Genomic DNA, 16676 nt, shown 5'->3' with positions numbered 1-16676 from the left:
CCTCGCGCAGGGCTCCGAATTGATGGAGCGCCGTTTGCTCCGATCCGGTGAATGGTCTTATCAACAGGCTGTGGACAACTTTGGTGGATAAGCGGGTGGCGGACCGCGCCCCCTGCCGGTCGGTACGCGGGCGCCCCCTCTGAGTGCCGCGAACGCCCCAGTGCGTACCGTGATCGCCCCCGGCCCGGTGTCATCGTCGGACCAAAACGGAACCCCGGCGGTCCGTTCGCGGTCTTCACCGGCAACGAGACCGACAATGACGGCGCCATGTCTGGTGTCCGTACGCCGAAATCGCCGTCGGCACCGCAGAATTGGGCGAGCGTACGGGTGCGGATGCCGTGTGCGCATGGGTAGGCGACGGGCGATGGCGGGGATGGCATGACCAGCATGACCGACAGGGGTAGGGAACGGACGCCTGACGGCCCGGCCGTGGCGGCGGGGCGCGGCGCGGGTTTAGCGCTGCCAGGGCGTCCAGTACGTGAGATGCGTACACGACGTGAGATGCCTGCGCTGCATCCGATACGTGCGATACCGGGCGTCCGCGAACAGGCAGCAACTGGCCGGTAACCCCTCGGCGACTGCCCGTCGGCGGACGCATCGGAGCACGTCAGACGGGGGTGCATTACGCCAGGTAACGGCATCTGTGCGTACTGCCCGGCGTGATCCGTGACACGACGGGCAGGCCCCGGGTTCGCAACCGTCGGCCCGGCCAGGAAGAATCAGTACTCGTACGGCCGTTTTGACAGTCCTCGCCGCAGGCGGTGAGGCGCTGCACGGGGCAGTGGCTCTCGGCGGCTCGTGGCTATGGAGAGTCTCTTTTACGCCCCACGGGGAGGTGGCAGGCAAGTGGTGGACCAGCTGACGCAGCTGACGCAGCACGATCCCCGGCGGATCGGCCCGTTCGAGGTGCTCGGCCGTCTCGGGGCCGGCGGCATGGGACTGGTCTATCTGGCGCGCTCGGCGTCCGGCCGGCGCGTGGCGATCAAGACGGTGCGTACGGAGCTCGCCGAGGACCAGCTGTTCCGGGTCCGCTTCACACGCGAGGTCGAGGCGGCCCGCGCGGTCAGCGGCTTCTACACCGCCGCGGTGGTGGACGCCGATCCGCGGGCGGCGGTGCCGTGGCTTGCGACGGCCTACGTGCCCGCGCCCTCCCTTGAGGAAATAGTCAATGAATGCGGGCCGCTGCCGGCCCAGGCGGTGCGGTGGCTGGCGGCCGGGATCGCCGAGGCGCTGCAGTCCATCCACGGCGCGGGCCTGGTGCACCGCGACCTCAAGCCGTCGAACGTCCTGGTCGTCGAGGACGGCCCGCGGGTGATCGACTTCGGTATCGCTTCCGGGGTGTCCAACACCCGGCTGACGATGACCAACGTGGCGGTGGGCACGCCGGCCTACATGTCGCCCGAGCAGGCCCGCGACTCACGCAGCGTGACCGGCGCCAGCGATGTGTTCTCCCTCGGCTCGACGCTGGTCTTCGCCGCCACCGGGCATGCGCCCTTCCACGGCGCCAACCCCGTCGAGACGGTCTTCATGCTGCTGCGCGAGGGCCCGGACCTGGCAGGGCTGCCGGACGAACTGCGTCCCCTGATGGAGTCCTGTATGCAGATGGAGGCGGCCCACCGGCCGTCCCCCGCCGATCTGCAGTCACAGCTCGCCCCGCATCTCTTCGGCTCCGGCAGCGACGACAGCGGTACGGCCTCGGCCTGGCTGCCGCCCGGCGCGGTGGCGCTCATCGAGAGCCGGCGCGGCGGCCGCGCCACCGTCCCGAAGAACACCCAGCGCGCCGGGTCCGGCCGCAGCGCGGGCCGTCCGGCGCCCGCCGCACCGCCGGCCCCACCCGCGCCCCCGATGCCCGCGCCGCAGCCCGTACAGCCGCCTCCGCAGCCCGAGAGCGCACCAAGGGGCGCCGCCGACCCCGCGCAGTCCGGCTGGCCCGGCCATGTCGGCGCCGGTCCCGGTGCGCACCGCGGCGACCCCCGGGGCGCGAACCCGGGGCCGATGCCGCAGGCGGTGTCGCTCGGCCCGGACGTCGCGACGGCCCGGATGACGCCGGTCTCCGCGGCCCCGCCCGTCTCCTCGCCGTCCCCGGCCGCCGCGCTGGCCTCCGCCCCGCCGTCCGCACCCGTGGAGGGCTCCGGCGGCCCCGTACGACTGGCCGGCTCGCCCGCTCCGATAGGGCCAGGGCCGCGCGCCGGGGACGTCCGGGACCCGCAGCCGCGCGGGCAGGCCGGTGCCGCGACGAACTGGGTACGGCCGCCCGGAGGCGGCGCCGCGGCCGGTGTGCCGCAGCAGGGCGGGCCGGCCAACGGCTCCCCGGTGGGCGACGGCCACGGCGCGGCACGGCATGACGCGCCGCCCGAGCCGCCCGCCGCCGAACCGGGCCGCTGGCGCCCCTGGCGGTTCCGGATGTCGAACGATGTGTGGGGCACCCCCGTCGTCGCCGACGATCTGCTGTACGTCACGTCGTTCGAGGTGCACGCCCTGGATGTGGCCAGTGGCCGGCGCAGGTTCAAGACGCGCGATGTCGCGTGGGCGATGGCGGTCGAGGACGGCCGGATCCATGCCTCGGACGGTCCGAGCCTGTACGCCCTGGACGCCGTGGACGGCACCGAGCGCTGGCGGCTGAACACCGAGGGCTGGGTCTACGCCCTCAGCGTCGACCGCGGCACCGTCGTCACCAGTACGCGCGGCGGCGGCGTCCAGGCGTGGGAGGCCGCCAACGGCGAACTGCTGTGGGAGATCGGCGGTGTCCAGACCGACTTCGAGTCGCCCGACGCCGCGCCCGTGGTGCAGGACGGCACGGTGTTCGTCTGGGCCGACGCGCGGCTGAAGGCGCTGGAGGCGCGTACCGGCGCCGAGCGCTGGTCGTATCCGGTGGGCGACGCGGCGTCCTGCGGCGGGGTGCCGATGCGGCTGCTGGCCGCGCCCGACGGCGTGGTCTATGTCGTGGCCGGTACCCGGGTGCTGGCCATCGATATCGCGCGCGGCGATGTGCGCTGGCACTTCGAGGCGCCCGCGGTGTTCCTCAGCCCGCCCGCTTTCGCCCCCGGCCCGGCCGTCACCGGCGGCGGGGTCTACCTGGCGGACCACCTCGGCACGGTCTACGCACTGGATCCGGCGGACGGCCGCGACCGCTGGCGGATCGCCACCGAGGCGCGGCAGTCCATCGAGCCGGTGCTGGTCGCGCATGGCGCGGTCCATCTGGGCAGCGGCAAGGCGCTCTACACGCTGGACGCGGTGACCGGCACGCCGCGCTGGCGGTTCCAGGCGGGCGCCGAGGTGATGGGCGCACCGGTCGTCGCGGAGGGCCGGGTGCACTTCGGCTCCGCCGACCACTGCCTGTACACGCTGGACGCGATGGGCGGGCAGCTGCGCTGGAAGCTGGCGACCGGCGGCGAGATCACCGGGTCACCGGTGGCGGTCGGCGGCGTGGTCTACGCGTGCAGCAAGGACCGTTGTGTGTACGCGCTGGACGCGGCGAAGGGGACGGGGCTGGCGCGGCGGCCGTAACGGGACCGGCGATGCCGTGAGCCGGGAGTGAGTGCTACTCCCGGTCGTCCCGGGGTTGTTGGGGGTGGGCCGGTCGCTCCTTGCCCCACTCCACCGGGGGTTGGCGGTGCATCGGCCGCGTCGGATGCTGCTGCTGTTGTGGCGGGCCCTGCGCGTGCGAGCCCCCGTACGGCTCCGATTGCCACTCCCGGGGCACCGGGTGCTCCGGGTCGAACGGTTCGGGCGGGGCCGGCCTGGTGGGCTCCGGCTCTTCGTACTCGTCGAAGTGCCCGTACCCGTCGTCGTAGAGCCGGTCGTCCCGGCGATCGCGTACGAGGCGGCCCCGGCCCGACATGACCAGGGCGCCGAGCAACAGCAGCGCCCCGCCGCCCAGCGCGCAGGCGGCGCCCACGCCCAGACCGTGCGTACCGGCGGTGAGCTCACCCGCGCCCTGCCCCTGGCGGACCATCCACAAGACGGTGAAGCCGAGCACCACCAGGCCCGCGAGGGAGACCAGCAACCGCGAGCGCAGCGCGACCCCGATCAGGGCCGCCAGGGCGGCAAAGGCCATGGGGAGGAAGAGGGAGCTGAAGAGCATGGCCTTGTTGTCGGTGATGTTGTTGAAGAGGTCCTCGATCCGGACATCGCGCCCGTGACGGCCGTCGTACCAGGGACGGAAGGGGCTCCAGACGGCGGCCGCCGCTCCAGCGAGGGCGATCAGGGATCCGACTACGTTGCGCACCACAGGCGTCGCCTCGCTTCGAGTCGTCTGACGTCCTCCGTGACCGACGCTACGCCTGACGGTCAGCGCCCGCGAGGCAAGCACGCCCCGTGGGTGTCCGCCACCCTGGGCGGCATTCGGGTTGTCACCCAGGCTTGCTAGGGTGCCGTGCACGCGTCAACGGTGTGGCACAGAACGTTTCCACGGGGGATGGACAGGCGAATGAAGCAGCGCATGCGCACAGGCATCGGCACCCGCATGACCACCCGTACGGGCACCCGGGCGCTCGCCGCGGCCGGACTGGCGCTGGCCACGGTCACCACGGTCGGTGGCTGCGCGTTCCCCAGCGCCCCCAAACCGCCCCTGCCGAGCCCCACGGACACGTACAGCCTGGGCGACCCGACGGGCTACCCGTCGGACACGTACTCGCCGTCACCGTCGCCGACCGAGGAGTCCTACGACCCGGACGGCCGGTCGGACGTCAACGCCAGCAACTGCGACTTCTCGGAGACGCTGCACAAGTTCACGTACACGGTCTCCATCACCAACCCGTCGACGTCCGACTCCTACTCCTACGACATGGACGTCCGCTGGATGAAGGACAAGCCGGCCGACGGCACGATGTACGGGCAGCACGAGCGGTCCATCGTCGTGTCGCCCGGCGAGACCGAGGAGTACACCGCCGAGTACACCGTCAACCAGTCCACGTTCGCGCGGTTCTGGTTCACCTGCGAGATCTCCGAGGCGCAGAAGTCCCGTATGTGAGGCGTCCTGTGTGTGAGGCGTCGCGTATGTGAGGCGTCGCGCTGTTTCAGGGGCGCCCCGGAGCGCGCGGGTCACCGCACCCTGATGTCCTCCGGCGCTCGCCCGACGTCCCGTTTCCGGGCGGCGAACAGCTCCGCCTGGCGGTCCGGCGGCAGACTGCCCAGCGCGATCAGCTGCGGGGCGTGCGTCAGCGCCTGCGACCTGGCCGCTTCCTTGGCGGCCCAGAGAGCCCGTACGGTGCCTTGGACCGCCTCCGTCGGCTGTGCGGCGAGCACGGCCGCGCAGCGCAGCGCCGCCTCGGTCGCGGCACCGGGCGCGGTCAGCTCGGAGACCAGACCGATCTCGTACGCGCGCGGCGCCCCCAGTCGCTCCGCCGTCCCCATCAGGGACATCCTGGCGACCTCCCCCAAGGGCATCCGCTGCGCCATGTGGATGGCCTCGTAGGCGCTGACCATCCCGTAGGTGGTGTGCGGGTCGAAGAACGTGGAGTTCTCGGAGGCGACGATGAACTCGGCCTCGCCCAGGAGGTAGAAGGCGCCGCCGCAGGCCATTCCGTCCACCGCGGCGACGACCGGCTTCCAGAGGTCGTTGGCCTTCGGGCCGATGCGGATCATCGGGTCGTCGAGGGAGTAGGGGGAGGCGGGCTGCGGGACGTCCACGGAGCGGTCGATGCCGGTGCAGAAGGCCCGGCCGCCGGCGCCGGTGACCACCGCGGCCCGTACGGTGTCGTCGAAGCGGAACTCGCGCCAGACGGCGGCGAGTTCGTCGGCGGTGCCGAGGTCGATGGCGTTGTGCCGCTCGGGTCGGTCGAGGGTGACCAGCGCGACCCCGTCCTCGACCTCCCTGCGGACCGTCATGGCCGCTCCAGGAGCCAGCGGGGGACGGTCGTGCCCCCGGGCATGGTGTGGAACGCGACCTTCACCGGGGCACCGATCCGCAGCCGCGCCGGGTCGACGGAGTCCAGGCCGGCGTCGGCCGAGGCGACGAGGTTGCCGACGAGGCGGATACGCGGGGCCTCGGCGAGCTCCACGATGATCGCGTTGTACGGCGACTGGGCGGCGTACGCGGGCAGCAGCGGCGGGTGCGGTACGACGAAGGACCAGATGCGGCCCCGGCCGGACATCCGCTGCCAGTGGCTGTCGAAGGTCTGGCAGTGCGGGCAGCAGGGACGCGGCGGGAAGCGCAGCTCTTCGCAGCCGGAGCAGGCCTGGATGCGGAGTTCGCCCTTCGCCGCGTACGCCCAGAACGCCGCGCCGTCCTCGTCGGGGACGGGAACCAGCAGCTCAGTGACGGTCTCGGGCCGATTGTCAGTGGCGGGTGTCACGCTTACTTCCATGGACCCACGAGCGGATTCACGGTCGGTCATCGCACGTCAACTCCTCAGCAGCAGGGCCGAGGTGGGTACGCCCTCGCCCGCGGTGACCAGGCAGGTGGCGGCGTCCGGGACCTGCGCGGTGCTGGTGCCGCGCAGCTGCTTGACGCCTTCGGTGATGAGGTTGAAGCCGTGGACGTACGCCTCCGAGAGGCCGCCGCCACCGGTGTTGAGGGGCAGCCGGCCGCCGATCTCCAGAGCTCCGCCCTCGGTGAAGGCCGCGCCCTCGCCGCGCCCGCAGAAGCCGTAGCCCTCCAGGGAGAGGGGGATCAGGGGGGTGAACGCGTCATAGATCTGTGCCACGTCGATGTCCTGCGGTCCGAGGTCGGCGCCCTTCCACAGGTGCCGGGCGGCGGTCCAGGCGGGGCCGGTGAGCGGGTCGTCGTTCCAGTAGTTGACCATGCCGTGGTGCTGGGCGGGCAGGCCCTGGGCCGCGGAGTGGATGTAGGCGGGCTTGTGGCGGCAGTCGCGGGCGCGCTCGGCGGAGACCACGACACAGGCCAGCGCCCCGTCCGTCTCCAGGCAGTTGTCGAAGAGGCAGAGCGGCTCGCTGATCCAGCGGGCGGTCATATACATCTCGCGGGTCAGCGGACGGTCGTACATGATCGCGGCCGGGTTCTGGTTGGCGCGGTTGCGACAGGCGAGCGCGACGTTGAAGAGATGGTCCCGTGTGGCGCCGTATTCGTGCATATAGCGGCGGGCCAGCATGCCGATCTCGTCGGCGGGGCGCAGCAGTCCGAAGGGCCGCGTCCACTGTCCCGGCGTGGGCAGCTGCACCTGGGTGTTCTTCCAGGGCCGGGGCCCGGAGCCGCGTTTGCGGGAGCGCCAGGCGACCCCGACGTTCGCCTGCCCGGTGGCGATGGCGGCGGCCAGATGGGCCACCGTCGCGCAGGAACCGCCGCCTCCGTAGCCGACCTTGGAGAAGTGGGTGACATCGCCGGCGCCGATGGCCTTGGCGATCTCGACCTCGTCGGTCTCCTCCATCGTGTACGAGGCGAAGGCATCCACCTCCGACGGCGTGATACCGGCGTCATCGAGCGCAGCGACGATCGCCCGACAGGCCAAAGCCTTTTCCGATTCCGGGAGTTGCTTGGCAAAAGGAGTCTGTCCGATGCCGGCTATCGCCGTAGCGTCCTTGAGGGTCGCCCCCATCGCCACCTCCATGGTGGGCCGTCAATGCTGACAGCCGAGGAGGCTACCGCTAATCTGACGGACAGTCAGCTAGCAGTGGTCGGCTCTTTGACGGGAGGCAGTGCGATGCGCGGTGACCTGGACACACGGGCGGACCTGGAGTACGGCTCCATCCCCCGGCTGGTGCGTACGGCCGCGGAGCGGTACGGCGCCAGGGAGGCCGTGGTCGAGGGCCGCACCCGGCTGTCGTACGCCGAGCTCGGCGAACGGGTCGAACGAGCGGCGGCGGCCTGCGTGGCCTCCGGCGTCGCACCCGGCGACCGCATCGCCGTCTGGGCGCCCAACACCCTCGACTGGATCGTCTCCGCCCTCGGCGCCGTGACGGCCGGCGCGGTCCTGGTCCCCGTCAACACCCGGTTCAAGGGCGCCGAGGCGGCCTATGTCCTGCGTCGCACCCGCGCCAAGATCCTCTTCATCACCGGCACCTTCCTCGGCACGTCCTACGTCGCCTCACTGCGCCGAGCCACCCAGGAAGGCACCGGCCACGGCCCGTTGCCCGGACTGCCGCACCTCGAACAGGTCGTGGTGCTCTCCGACGACGCCCCCGCCGACTTCGTCACCTGGAAGGACTTCCTGGCCACCGGTGAGGCGGTGGCCGCGGAGACGGTCCGCGCCCGGTCCGACGCCCTCCGCCCCGACGCCCCCTCGGACATCATCTTCACCTCCGGCACTACCGGCCATCCCAAGGGCGCCGTGATCAGCCACGCCCAGACCCTGCGTGCGTACGACGTCTGGAGCGAACTGGCCGGCCTCCAGGAGGGCGACCGCTACCTCATCGTCAACCCGTTCTTCCACACCTTCGGCTACAAGGCCGGCATCATCGCCTGCCTCCTCCGCGGCGCGACGATGATCCCCCAGCCGGTCTTCAGCGTGGAGACCGCGCTCGCCAACATCGCCGCCGAGCGGATCTCCGTACTCCCCGGTCCGCCCACCCTCCTCCAGCAGATCCTCGACCACCCCGCGCGCGCCCTGCACGACCTCTCCGCCTTGCGCCTCGTGGTCACCGGCGCCGCCGTCGTCCCCCTGGAGCTGGTCGAACGCCTACGCAGCGAGCTGAGAATATCCACCGTCCTCACGGCATACGGCCTTTCCGAGAGCTCCGGCATCGTCACGATGTGCCGCCGCGGCGACCCGCCTGAGGCCATTGCGTCGACCTCGGGCCGCGCCATCCCCGGCACCGAGGTCCAGGTCGTCGACGCCGCGGACCGCCCGATGGCACCCGGCGACCCGGGTGAGGTGCGGGTCCGTGGCTACCACGTCATGTCCGGCTACTTCGAGGACCCGGCCGGTACGGCCCGCGCGATCACCGCCGACGGCTGGCTGCGCACCGGCGACGTCGGCGTCCTCGACGCGGCGGGCAACCTCCGGATCACCGACCGCATCAAGGACATGTTCATCGTCGGCGGCTTCAACGCCTACCCCGCCGAAATAGAGCAACTCCTCGGCCGTCACCCGGACATCGCCGATGTCGCCGTCATCGGCATACCCGACCCCCGCCTCGGCGAGGTCGGCAAGGCCTATGCGGTCCGGCGGGCCGGCTCCTCCCTCACCGCCGACGACCTCATCGCCTGGTCCCGCCGCGAAATGGCCAACTACAAGGTCCCCCGGGAAGTCACCTTCGTCACCGGCCTCCCACGCAACGCCAGCGGCAAGGTCCTCAAGACCCGGCTGCGAACGGGGAACCCGGGCCCGACACGGGCGTGACCAGCGCCCGCTTCCTACCCACCCACACACCCCAAGAGGGAAGGAAACCCCCACCCCCACCGGCCTCCCCAACCCCCCACCCACGGGAGGGGCCGGGCCGCAGGACGAAGTCCGGAGGCCCGGAACCGCACCCGACCGCCCCGCGCAGCGGCAACGGCACCGCAGGCGAAACGGCGCGGCACTCCGAAGCGTACGAGCACTCCTCGTCGGCTCACGCCGAGCGCAGCGAACGGCACCGCAGGCGAAAATGGCGCGGCACTCCGAAGCGTACGAGCACTCCTCGTCGGCTCACGCCGAGCGCAGCGGACGGCACCGCAGGCGGAAATGGCGCGGCACCCGGCTACGTACGGCCCACGCCGAGCGCAGCGCCCCGCGACGCCGCACGCGGCAATGTACGGGCACCCTTCGTCGGCCCACGCCAAGCGCAGCGTCCGGCGCAGCGGACCGGCAACGGACGTACACCCCCGTCGGCCTGGATCATTCGCCGCGCCCCGCCGCTGCCCAGTTCGGCCGCCGCCCGCTGAGCGCCACCACCCGGTCCAGAAGCGGCGCATCCTCCGGCACCGGGACCACGGGCCCGAACAGGGACCCGCGCCCCTCTTCTCCGGCCCACGACGAGAGCAGCGCGTAGGAGGCGTCGAGGCCGGCCGCGTCGGGCGCGTACTCCTGGCCCGTGGCGCGTGCCAGGTCCCAGCCGTGCAGTACGAGCTCGTTCAGCGCGATCCGGCCCGCGACGGCCCCGGGGAGGGGGATGCCGCCCGCCTGCGTCTCGCCCTCCCAGGCGTCCGGGTCGCGCCAGGCCTCCGCCATCTCGTCGAGGTTCCGGTTGAGCACGGCGCGCCAGCCCGGCTCCACATCGGGCACCGTTTCGCTGGGGTCGGTGCTGGTCATCGGCCCGAGCTCCTTGCGCGCCGCGTCCCGGAAGGCGCCGCTCAGCCCGACGAGATGGCCTAGGAGGTGGCGTACGGCGTACTTCTCGCACGGTGTGGGCGCATCCAGCTGCGCCTCGTCTGTGTGCTCCGCGAGCCGCGCCACCAGCCGGGTCTGCGCTGCGAAGTCAATCATCTCGGTCATGTCAGGGTTCCTTCCGTCCTGCGGGGCGGCGCTACGGGGCCGACCCTGCCGGGCACTGCCCCTCCGCCGGGCAGCACCCTCCGTCCCAGTGAAGACTCCTCCGCAGCCCGGAACTCATCGCCACGCGGCTCATCGCCACGCCGCCCATCGTCCACCCCGCTCGGCGGTATCCGCCGCTACTCCGCGTACCGCTCCCGCAGCGCCGTCTTCAGCACCTTGTTCAGCGGGCCGCCGCGCGGCAGCTCGTCGGCGATCTCCAGCTGCTCCGGGAGCTTCTGCGTCATCAGCCCGGCCGCCCGCAGATGGCTGGTCAGGGCGGCCAGGGAGAGCGCCGGGGCCGCCGGATCGGCAAGTGTGACCACCGCGCAGACCCGCTCGCCGCGCTCGCGGTCCGGCAGTCCGATCACGGCCGCCTCCGCCACCGCCGGATGTGTGTGCAGCAGGTCCTCGATCTCCTGTGCCGAGATGTTCTCGCCCTTGCGGATGATGATGTCCTTGAGCCGCCCGGTGAGGACGAGATGCCCGTCCGGCCGCAGATACCCCAGGTCACCGGTGCGGAAGTAGCCGTCGGCATCGAAGGCCCCGGCGGTCAGCTCCGGGTCGGTGTACCCCCGGAAGAGCATGGTGCCCTTGAGCGTCACCTCACCGGACTCCCCGGTTCCGGCCTCTGTCCCGTCCGGCCGGGTGATCCGGACCCGCGCCCCCGTCACCGGCTTGCCGACGGTCCGCGACAGCTGCTCGTCACTGTCGTACGGCGTCCCCATGGCGATCATCGGGCATTCCGTCATCCCGTACCCGTGCACGATGGCGCACTCCAGCTCCCGCCCGGCCGCCGCGTACAGCTCCGGCGGCAGCGGCGCCCCGCCACCGGACAGCAGCCGCAGCGAGGGAATCAGCCTGCCGCTGCCCGCCCGCCGCCGCGACTCGTCGAGAAACGCCTGGTAGAAGGCGGTACTACCACCGGCCATCGTCACCCCGCGGCGTGCATACGCATCCGCTGCTTCGGCCGCCGTGAACGTCTCCAGGATCACCGCCGGAAACCCGCTCACCAGCATCGCGATGACATAGTCGGGCCCCGCGATATGTGCGTACGGAAACGCGATCGACCCGACGTCCTGCGCCGACATCCCCAGCGCGGTCGCCAGCCCTACCCCACCGGCGATCAGCGTCGCGTCCGTATGCTCCACGCCCTTGGGCGCGGACGTCGTCCCCGATGTGTAGTAGATCCAACTGGCCCGCTGCCGGTCCTGGCCCTGTCTCGGCTCCCGCCCCTGCTCCCGCTCTCGCTCCGGCACGAACTCCGGCACCACGGCCGGATCACCCACCGGCAGCCCGCCCTCGACCGAGATCACCCGCACCCCGTCCCGGGCCAGCTTCCGGACCATCGCGGAGTAGTCGAACCCCCGCCAGATGCCCGGTACGAGAACGTACTCGGCCGCCGACTCGGCCAGGATGAAGCCGACTTCGCGCTCCCGGTGGAGATGAATGACCGGCGTCTGTACGGCGCCGAGCCGGGCCAGTGCGATCGACGCGATGACCGTCTCGATCCGCGTCGGCAGCTGCCACGCCACCCGCGTCCCGACCCCGATCCCCAACTCCCGGAATCCGGCCGCGACCCGCAGCGCCTCGTCCCGCACCTCGTCGAAGGTCACGGTCCGCCCGTCGCCGTCGAAGAACATCGGTGCTCCGCGCGAGGCCTCCGCCCGGTACTCGACCAGTTCCCAGAGCGTCTGTATGCGAGCGGACTCAAACACGGCGCGCCTCCTGGCTGCGAGCGAGCGGGAGCGGCAAGCCTAGAACTGACGGTGCATCAGGTCTAGGGATAGGGATATGGCCGAATGCGCCCGTGGACCGATGCTGGGGGCCGCGCATGCGCGTGGGGGCCAAGTCGCTGACTCGGCCCCCACGCGGGTGGGACTTCCGCTTACCGTGCGGCTGCGCTCCGCGGGGCGTTCGGAGTGTGGCTGTCCTGCGTGATGAAGCCGCCGGATATCGGGGTGTGGCTGTCCATGGTGCTGAAGCCGGGGGTCGGGCCCGGTGTGTGGCTGTCCGCCATGGCGGGCGCTGCCGCCGCGCCGGCGGCGGCGGTTGCGATGGCAATCGTCATGAGAGTGCGCTTGGTTCGGCTCATTCCAACTCCTCGATAGGGGCGTCGATTATCAGCAGAAAGCTAGCCGCTGATTGGGCAAATGTTCGACCGAGTGTCCTGAAATGGCCATCCTGTGAGGCGATTTGCTGTTGCTTTGGGCAATGTCGGCCTACTGAATGGCTGAATGGCTGATGGGGGGGAGGGCGGCCAAACGGCATGCCGAAGGGACCGGGTTCGATGGCTCCCCCCTTGTCGCCATCGACACCGGTCCCGACGGGCCCCAGATCCCCCGAGTCCCCCCGAACTCCCCCGAGTCCCCCCGGACTTCCCCCCCCCGGGTATCCGGATATCCCCCTCAGAACCTCCCGGTCCCCCTGCATCCCCCGACATCCCGGTGGATCCCCCCGGATCCCCGTGATTCAGTGGGAGGTTCTGCATCCGGCGCTTACGGCCGACCGCCTACTACTTGGGGTCGGCGACCCGAGCGTGCTTGCCCTTCACCTTGCGGGCGCCTTCGCCCGGACCGGGACGGCTGCCTTCGTCCGGCGTGAGCGCGCCGTCGGCGATGGGGCGGGTGCTGTCCATGGGCTGGATGGGACGGGTGCTGTCCATCGGCTGGATGGGGCGCGTGCTGTCCATCGGCTGGATGGGACGGGTGCTGTCCATCGGCTGGATGGGGCGCGTGCTGTCCATCGGCTGGATAGGGCGCGTACTGTCGAGTGGCTTGACGATGTCCTTGTCGGAGCGCTTTTGTGCCTGGTTCTCGTTGCTCACGGTGGTCAACTCCTGTGTATGGGCGCTGAACGGCCCACCCGGCCGGCAACTCCCCCGTGGGTCGCCGGACGGGCGGACCAGGGCCGAACACCTTAGCGGTGGGGCCAGGTCACCGAGCCGCTTGCCCCCCGAGGCGACGGTTCGGTGAGTAAGAGACTGGCGGTTGGCGATGAACGATCGATAAACGTCCGCGACCTATGGCCTTGACCAGACGCTCACCATGCGCGCACACGCACGCTCACCTGGACGTCCACCGAAATCGGCCCCAGAAGCAGATCTAGAAACAGCCCTAGAAGCAGTCCCAGCTACCAACCCGGATGCGACCCGGAAACCGGCCCGGACGGCGACCGACCGCGCCATCGCCCCGAATTAGGCGACGGCGACCGGCGTGATCAGTTTGTGTGCCTCGCTGTCCATCGGCAGGCCCATCTGCTCGTGGATGGAGAGGACTTCCTGCCAGCACACCTTCGCCCGCCCGGTGTGCCCGACTTGCCGCAGGGCATGGCCCAGTGTCGTCAGGGCGTTGGCGCGCCATCGGTCTCCACCGATGCCCCGGAGGGCGGTGAGTGCCTGCTCGGCGAAATTGGCGGCCTTCGCGGGCCGGCGGGCGGCCAGTTCGACCTCAGCCAGCCGGATGTACGTCATGCCTTCCCAGAACCGCTGCCGGCTGTTGCGGAAACCGATGAGTGCCTCGCTCAGTTGCTGTGTGGCCTCGTCCAGCCGATTGGCCAGTGTGAGGGCCATGCCCAGGTTGTAGCGGCCGTTGGCCATCCGGCGTGAGGCGCCGCTTTCCTGGTACTGGGCCACGGCCTTCTCGGCCAGAGCAACCGCGCTGTCCACCCGCCCGGTGTCCAGGTGGACGCGGGAGAGGTTGCACAGCGCGCTCGCCTCGGACTGCTTGTTGTCGTTGTCCCTGAAGGCGATGAGGGCCTGGTTGAGATAGGCCTCCGCCTCCTCGTGGTGATGCTGGATGCTGGCGATGATGCCGCGGTCGTTGAGCCCGTTGGCGGCGGAGAACGAGTCACCGGCAGCGAGCCCCAGCAGGGTGGCCAGCTTCGCGTGTTCATCGGCCTCGCTGAGCTTGCCCAGCTGGGTGTAGATGATCGCGAGCGGCCAGTGCGCGCGCCCCGCCGCGTGCTGGTCGTCGGCCTCCAGGGCGGCGGCGAGCAGGGTGAGGTTGGCCTGTTCGTACTGCCGGTTGTTGGCACCGGACTCGGCCATGTCCCTGGTGAGCAGCAGCAGATCCACGGCCCGCCGCAGTGCGCCCTCCCCGGTGTTCTGCAGCGCGCAGGCGATCAGGCACCTGGTCTCGCTGAACAGCCAGCTCAACGCCTCCGAGCGGTCCGTGAAGACCAGGCCGGGGTAGTTCGGGGTCTCCATGTGGTCGACGAGACGGTCACCCGGACGCTCCAGGGTGTACATGTGCGCGGCCGTCGCCAGGTAGAAGTCCAGCAGGCGCGACAGTGCCGCGTCGCGCTCCGCCGGCGGCTGCTCGTCGCGTTCCGCGCAGGAGCGGGCGTAGAGGCGTACGAGGTCGTGGAAGCGGTAGCGGCCGGGGGCCGCGGATTCCAGCAGCGAGGTGTCGACGAGGGATTCGAGGAGGCTCTCGGCCCTGTCGGTGTCCATGTCGAGGAGTGCGGCGGCCGCCGCCAGCGAGATGTCCGGGCCGTCGGCCAGTCCCAGCAACCGGAAGGCCCGCGCCTGCTGGGGTTCGAGCTGGCCGTAGCCCAGCTCGAACGTGGCCTTGACGGCGAGATCGCCGGCCCGGAGTTCGTCCAGGCGGCGGCGCTCATCGGCGAGTTTGCGGGCGAGTACGGACACCGTCCAGGTGCGGCGGGAGGCCAGCCGAGAGGCGGCGATGCGGATGGCCAGCGGGAGGAACCCGCAGGCGCCGACCACGTCCATCGACGCCTCGCGTTCGGCGTTCACCCGTTCCTCGCCGACGATGAGGGTGAAGAGGGTGAAGGCTTCGTCGGGGCTCATGACATCGAGGTCGACGAGGTGCGCCCCGGCCAGATCGATCATGCGGGCGCGGCTGGTGATCAGCGCGGCGCAGCCCTCTGTGCCGGGCAGCAGCGGGCGGACCTGGGCGGCGTCGCGGGCGTTGTCGAGCAGGGCGAGTATGCGGCGCCCCGCGAGGGACGAGCGGTAGAGCGCGGCGCGCTCCTCGACACCGTTGGGGATCGAGGCGTCGGGGGTACCCAGGGCGCGCAGAAAGGCGCCCAGGACCGCTTCCGGATCGGACGGGGAGTGACCCGCGCCCTGGAGGTCGACGTACAGCTGCCCGTCGGGGAAGTGCTTGTGCGCGGCGTGCGCGACGTGGACGGCGAGCGTGGTCTTGCCCACGCCGCCGATGCCGGTCAGCGCGGAGACGGCCATGACGCGCCCCTCGGCGGTGGCGAGTTGCTCGCTCAGTTCGGCCACGAAGGTGGTGCGGCCCGTGAAGTCCGCGACGGTGGCGGGCAGTTGCTGCGGGCGTACGAAGGCCGGCTCGCTGGAGCCGCCTTGTCCGTCCCGGGCCGTGGCCGGCGCGTCCAGCTCAGGGTCCGCCTGCAGGATCCGTTGATGGAGTTCGGACAGCGACGCGCGAGGGTCCACACCCAGTTCGTCATCGAGCAGCTGCCGGGTGTCGGCGTAGACGGCGAGTGCCTCGGCCTGCCGCCCGCTGCGGTACAGGGCCAGCATCAGGAGTTCGCGCAGCCGTTCGCGCAGCGGGTGGGCCGCGGTGAGGGCGGTCAGTTCCGACACCGCCTCGGCATGGCAGCCCACCTCCAGGTCGAGTTCGAGCCGGGTCTCCATCAGGGACAGCCGCCACTCGTCGAGGCGGGTGCGCTGGGTGTCCGCGTACGGACCGGCGAGGCCGGCCAGCGGCTCGCCGTCCCACAGCGCCAGCGCGGCGTCGAGGAGTTCGCGGGCGCGGCACCGGTCGCCGGCGGCCTTCGCCTTCTCGGCCTCGGCCGCGTACTGCTCGGCGTGGTCGTGGTCGAGATCCAGAGGCAGGCCGTCCACCGACCGGATCGCGTAGCCGCCGGACTCGCTGACCAGGACGGCGGCGTCGTCGCCCAGCGCTTTGCGGAGCCGGGAGGCGTACGTCCGCAGGGCGGCGAGCGCGGCGTGCGGCGGTTCCTCGCCCCATAGGGCGTCGACGAGTTCGGCTGCGGTGGCGGTATGCCCGCCGCGCAACAGCAGTCCGGCGAGCAGTGCCCGCTGCTGCGGCGAACCCGCAGCCAGCGGCGTTTCGCCGCGCCAAGCCCGCACGGGGCCGAGCACGGAGAAGCGGAGCTGCTCCCGCCCCTGCCCCGGACCGTCGTCCATGTCTCCCCCTGCCCTGTGCTGTCCGTTTGTGCTGTTCGCATCGCGCACTGCGTTCACGTCGGTTCACCGTGTGCAACGGTCAGTCTGCCTTGTCGCAGCCCCTTACGTCAGTAGGGGTCGGGTGCGTGCACAAAGCCTCCCCGGCTGATCGGGGGGCGGATGAGCCGGTGCACAAGGGGGCGCGG

The 16676-nt window shown here is 71.3% G+C and carries 12 protein-coding genes; 3 read left to right on the top strand and 9 right to left on the bottom strand.

What is annotated here, in order from left to right; translation table 11 throughout:
* Positions 1-804 precede the first annotated feature (804 nt).
* Complete coding sequence (locus AB0I10_RS01200; protein WP_363150180.1) at positions 805-3507, top strand: PQQ-binding-like beta-propeller repeat protein; 2703 nt, start codon at positions 805-807, stop codon at positions 3505-3507.
* Positions 3508-3541: 34 nt separating this feature from the next.
* Here the strand turns inward: AB0I10_RS01200 and AB0I10_RS01195 are convergent, their stop codons facing one another.
* Positions 3542-4231 (bottom strand): hypothetical protein, encoded by a 690-nt coding sequence (locus tag AB0I10_RS01195; RefSeq protein WP_363150179.1) that lies wholly within the window; start codon positions 4229-4231, stop codon positions 3542-3544.
* A gap of 198 nt (positions 4232-4429) precedes the next feature.
* Here AB0I10_RS01195 and AB0I10_RS01190 point away from each other — a divergent pair, with 198 nt between their 5' ends.
* Positions 4430-4972 (top strand): hypothetical protein, encoded by a 543-nt coding sequence (locus AB0I10_RS01190; RefSeq protein ID WP_363150178.1) that lies wholly within the window; start codon positions 4430-4432, stop codon positions 4970-4972.
* A gap of 71 nt (positions 4973-5043) precedes the next feature.
* Here AB0I10_RS01190 and AB0I10_RS01185 read toward each other — a convergent pair whose 3' ends face one another.
* Genes AB0I10_RS01185 through AB0I10_RS01175 form a run of 3 tightly spaced genes read right to left on the bottom strand, consistent with a single transcriptional unit; the run spans position 5044 to position 7496 of the window.
* The gene (locus AB0I10_RS01185; protein ID WP_363150177.1) at positions 5044-5829 is read right to left on the bottom strand and encodes an enoyl-CoA hydratase/isomerase family protein; all 786 of its coding nucleotides are present in this window, start codon (positions 5827-5829) and stop codon (positions 5044-5046) included.
* A complete protein-coding gene (locus AB0I10_RS01180; RefSeq protein WP_363150410.1) occupies positions 5826-6308 on the bottom strand; it encodes an OB-fold domain-containing protein in 483 nt (160 codons plus the stop codon). Before AB0I10_RS01180 ends, AB0I10_RS01185 begins: the two co-directional genes overlap by 4 nt.
* A 36-nt stretch (positions 6309-6344) precedes the next feature.
* On the bottom strand, positions 6345-7496 hold the full coding sequence (locus AB0I10_RS01175) for a lipid-transfer protein (protein WP_363150176.1): 1152 nt from the start codon (positions 7494-7496) through the stop codon (positions 6345-6347).
* A gap of 105 nt (positions 7497-7601) precedes the next feature.
* On the opposite strand from AB0I10_RS01175, the gene AB0I10_RS01170 reads away from it, so the two are divergent.
* Positions 7602-9239 (top strand): FadD3 family acyl-CoA ligase, encoded by a 1638-nt coding sequence (locus AB0I10_RS01170; RefSeq protein WP_363150175.1) that lies wholly within the window; start codon positions 7602-7604, stop codon positions 9237-9239.
* A gap of 477 nt (positions 9240-9716) precedes the next feature.
* Here AB0I10_RS01170 and AB0I10_RS01165 read toward each other — a convergent pair whose 3' ends face one another.
* The 5 genes from AB0I10_RS01165 to AB0I10_RS01145 all read right to left on the bottom strand — a co-directional run bounded on the left by AB0I10_RS01165 (position 9717) and on the right by AB0I10_RS01145 (position 16491).
* Positions 9717-10313 (bottom strand): TIGR03086 family metal-binding protein, encoded by a 597-nt coding sequence (locus AB0I10_RS01165; protein ID WP_363150174.1) that lies wholly within the window; start codon positions 10311-10313, stop codon positions 9717-9719.
* Between the two features lie 176 nt (positions 10314-10489).
* Positions 10490-12067: an AMP-binding protein gene (locus AB0I10_RS01160; protein ID WP_363150173.1), complete on the bottom strand. Its 1578-nt coding sequence runs from the start codon at positions 12065-12067 to the stop codon at positions 10490-10492.
* A 170-nt stretch (positions 12068-12237) separates the two neighbouring features.
* Positions 12238-12444: a hypothetical protein gene (locus tag AB0I10_RS01155; protein ID WP_363150172.1), complete on the bottom strand. Its 207-nt coding sequence runs from the start codon at positions 12442-12444 to the stop codon at positions 12238-12240.
* Between the two features lie 420 nt (positions 12445-12864).
* Complete coding sequence (locus AB0I10_RS01150) at positions 12865-13176, bottom strand: laminin G (RefSeq protein ID WP_363150171.1); 312 nt, start codon at positions 13174-13176, stop codon at positions 12865-12867.
* A gap of 369 nt (positions 13177-13545) precedes the next feature.
* Positions 13546-16491, bottom strand: coding sequence for a BTAD domain-containing putative transcriptional regulator (locus AB0I10_RS01145; RefSeq protein WP_363150170.1), 2946 nt, complete (start codon positions 16489-16491; stop codon positions 13546-13548).
* Positions 16492-16676: the final 185 nt, after the last annotated feature.

The organism is Streptomyces sp. NPDC050636 (genome assembly GCF_040654775.1).
GTDB lineage: Bacteria > Actinomycetota > Actinomycetes > Streptomycetales > Streptomycetaceae > Streptomyces.
The sequence above is the reverse complement of the archived record's forward strand: the minus strand, read 5'-3'. Positions and strand labels throughout refer to the sequence as shown.

What these genes read in the sequence shown, in the direction of transcription:
- AB0I10_RS01200 (WP_363150180.1), top strand. Translation starts at nt 805, where the DNA reads ATGGAGAGTCTCTTTTACGCCCCACGGGGAGGTGGCAGGCAAGTGGTG.
- AB0I10_RS01190 (WP_363150178.1), top strand. Translation starts at nt 4,430, where the DNA reads ATGAAGCAGCGCATGCGCACAGGCATCGGCACCCGCATGACCACCCGT.
- AB0I10_RS01185 (WP_363150177.1), bottom strand. Translation starts at nt 5,829, where the DNA reads ATGACGGTCCGCAGGGAGGTCGAGGACGGGGTCGCGCTGGTCACCCTC.
- AB0I10_RS01180 (WP_363150410.1), bottom strand. Translation starts at nt 6,308, where the DNA reads ATGGAAGTAAGCGTGACACCCGCCACTGACAATCGGCCCGAGACCGTC.
- AB0I10_RS01175 (WP_363150176.1), bottom strand. Translation starts at nt 7,496, where the DNA reads ATGGGGGCGACCCTCAAGGACGCTACGGCGATAGCCGGCATCGGACAG.
- AB0I10_RS01170 (WP_363150175.1), top strand. Translation starts at nt 7,602, where the DNA reads ATGCGCGGTGACCTGGACACACGGGCGGACCTGGAGTACGGCTCCATC.
- AB0I10_RS01165 (WP_363150174.1), bottom strand. Translation starts at nt 10,313, where the DNA reads ATGACCGAGATGATTGACTTCGCAGCGCAGACCCGGCTGGTGGCGCGG.
- AB0I10_RS01155 (WP_363150172.1), bottom strand. Translation starts at nt 12,444, where the DNA reads ATGAGCCGAACCAAGCGCACTCTCATGACGATTGCCATCGCAACCGCC.
- AB0I10_RS01145 (WP_363150170.1), bottom strand. Translation starts at nt 16,491, where the DNA reads ATGGACGACGGTCCGGGGCAGGGGCGGGAGCAGCTCCGCTTCTCCGTG.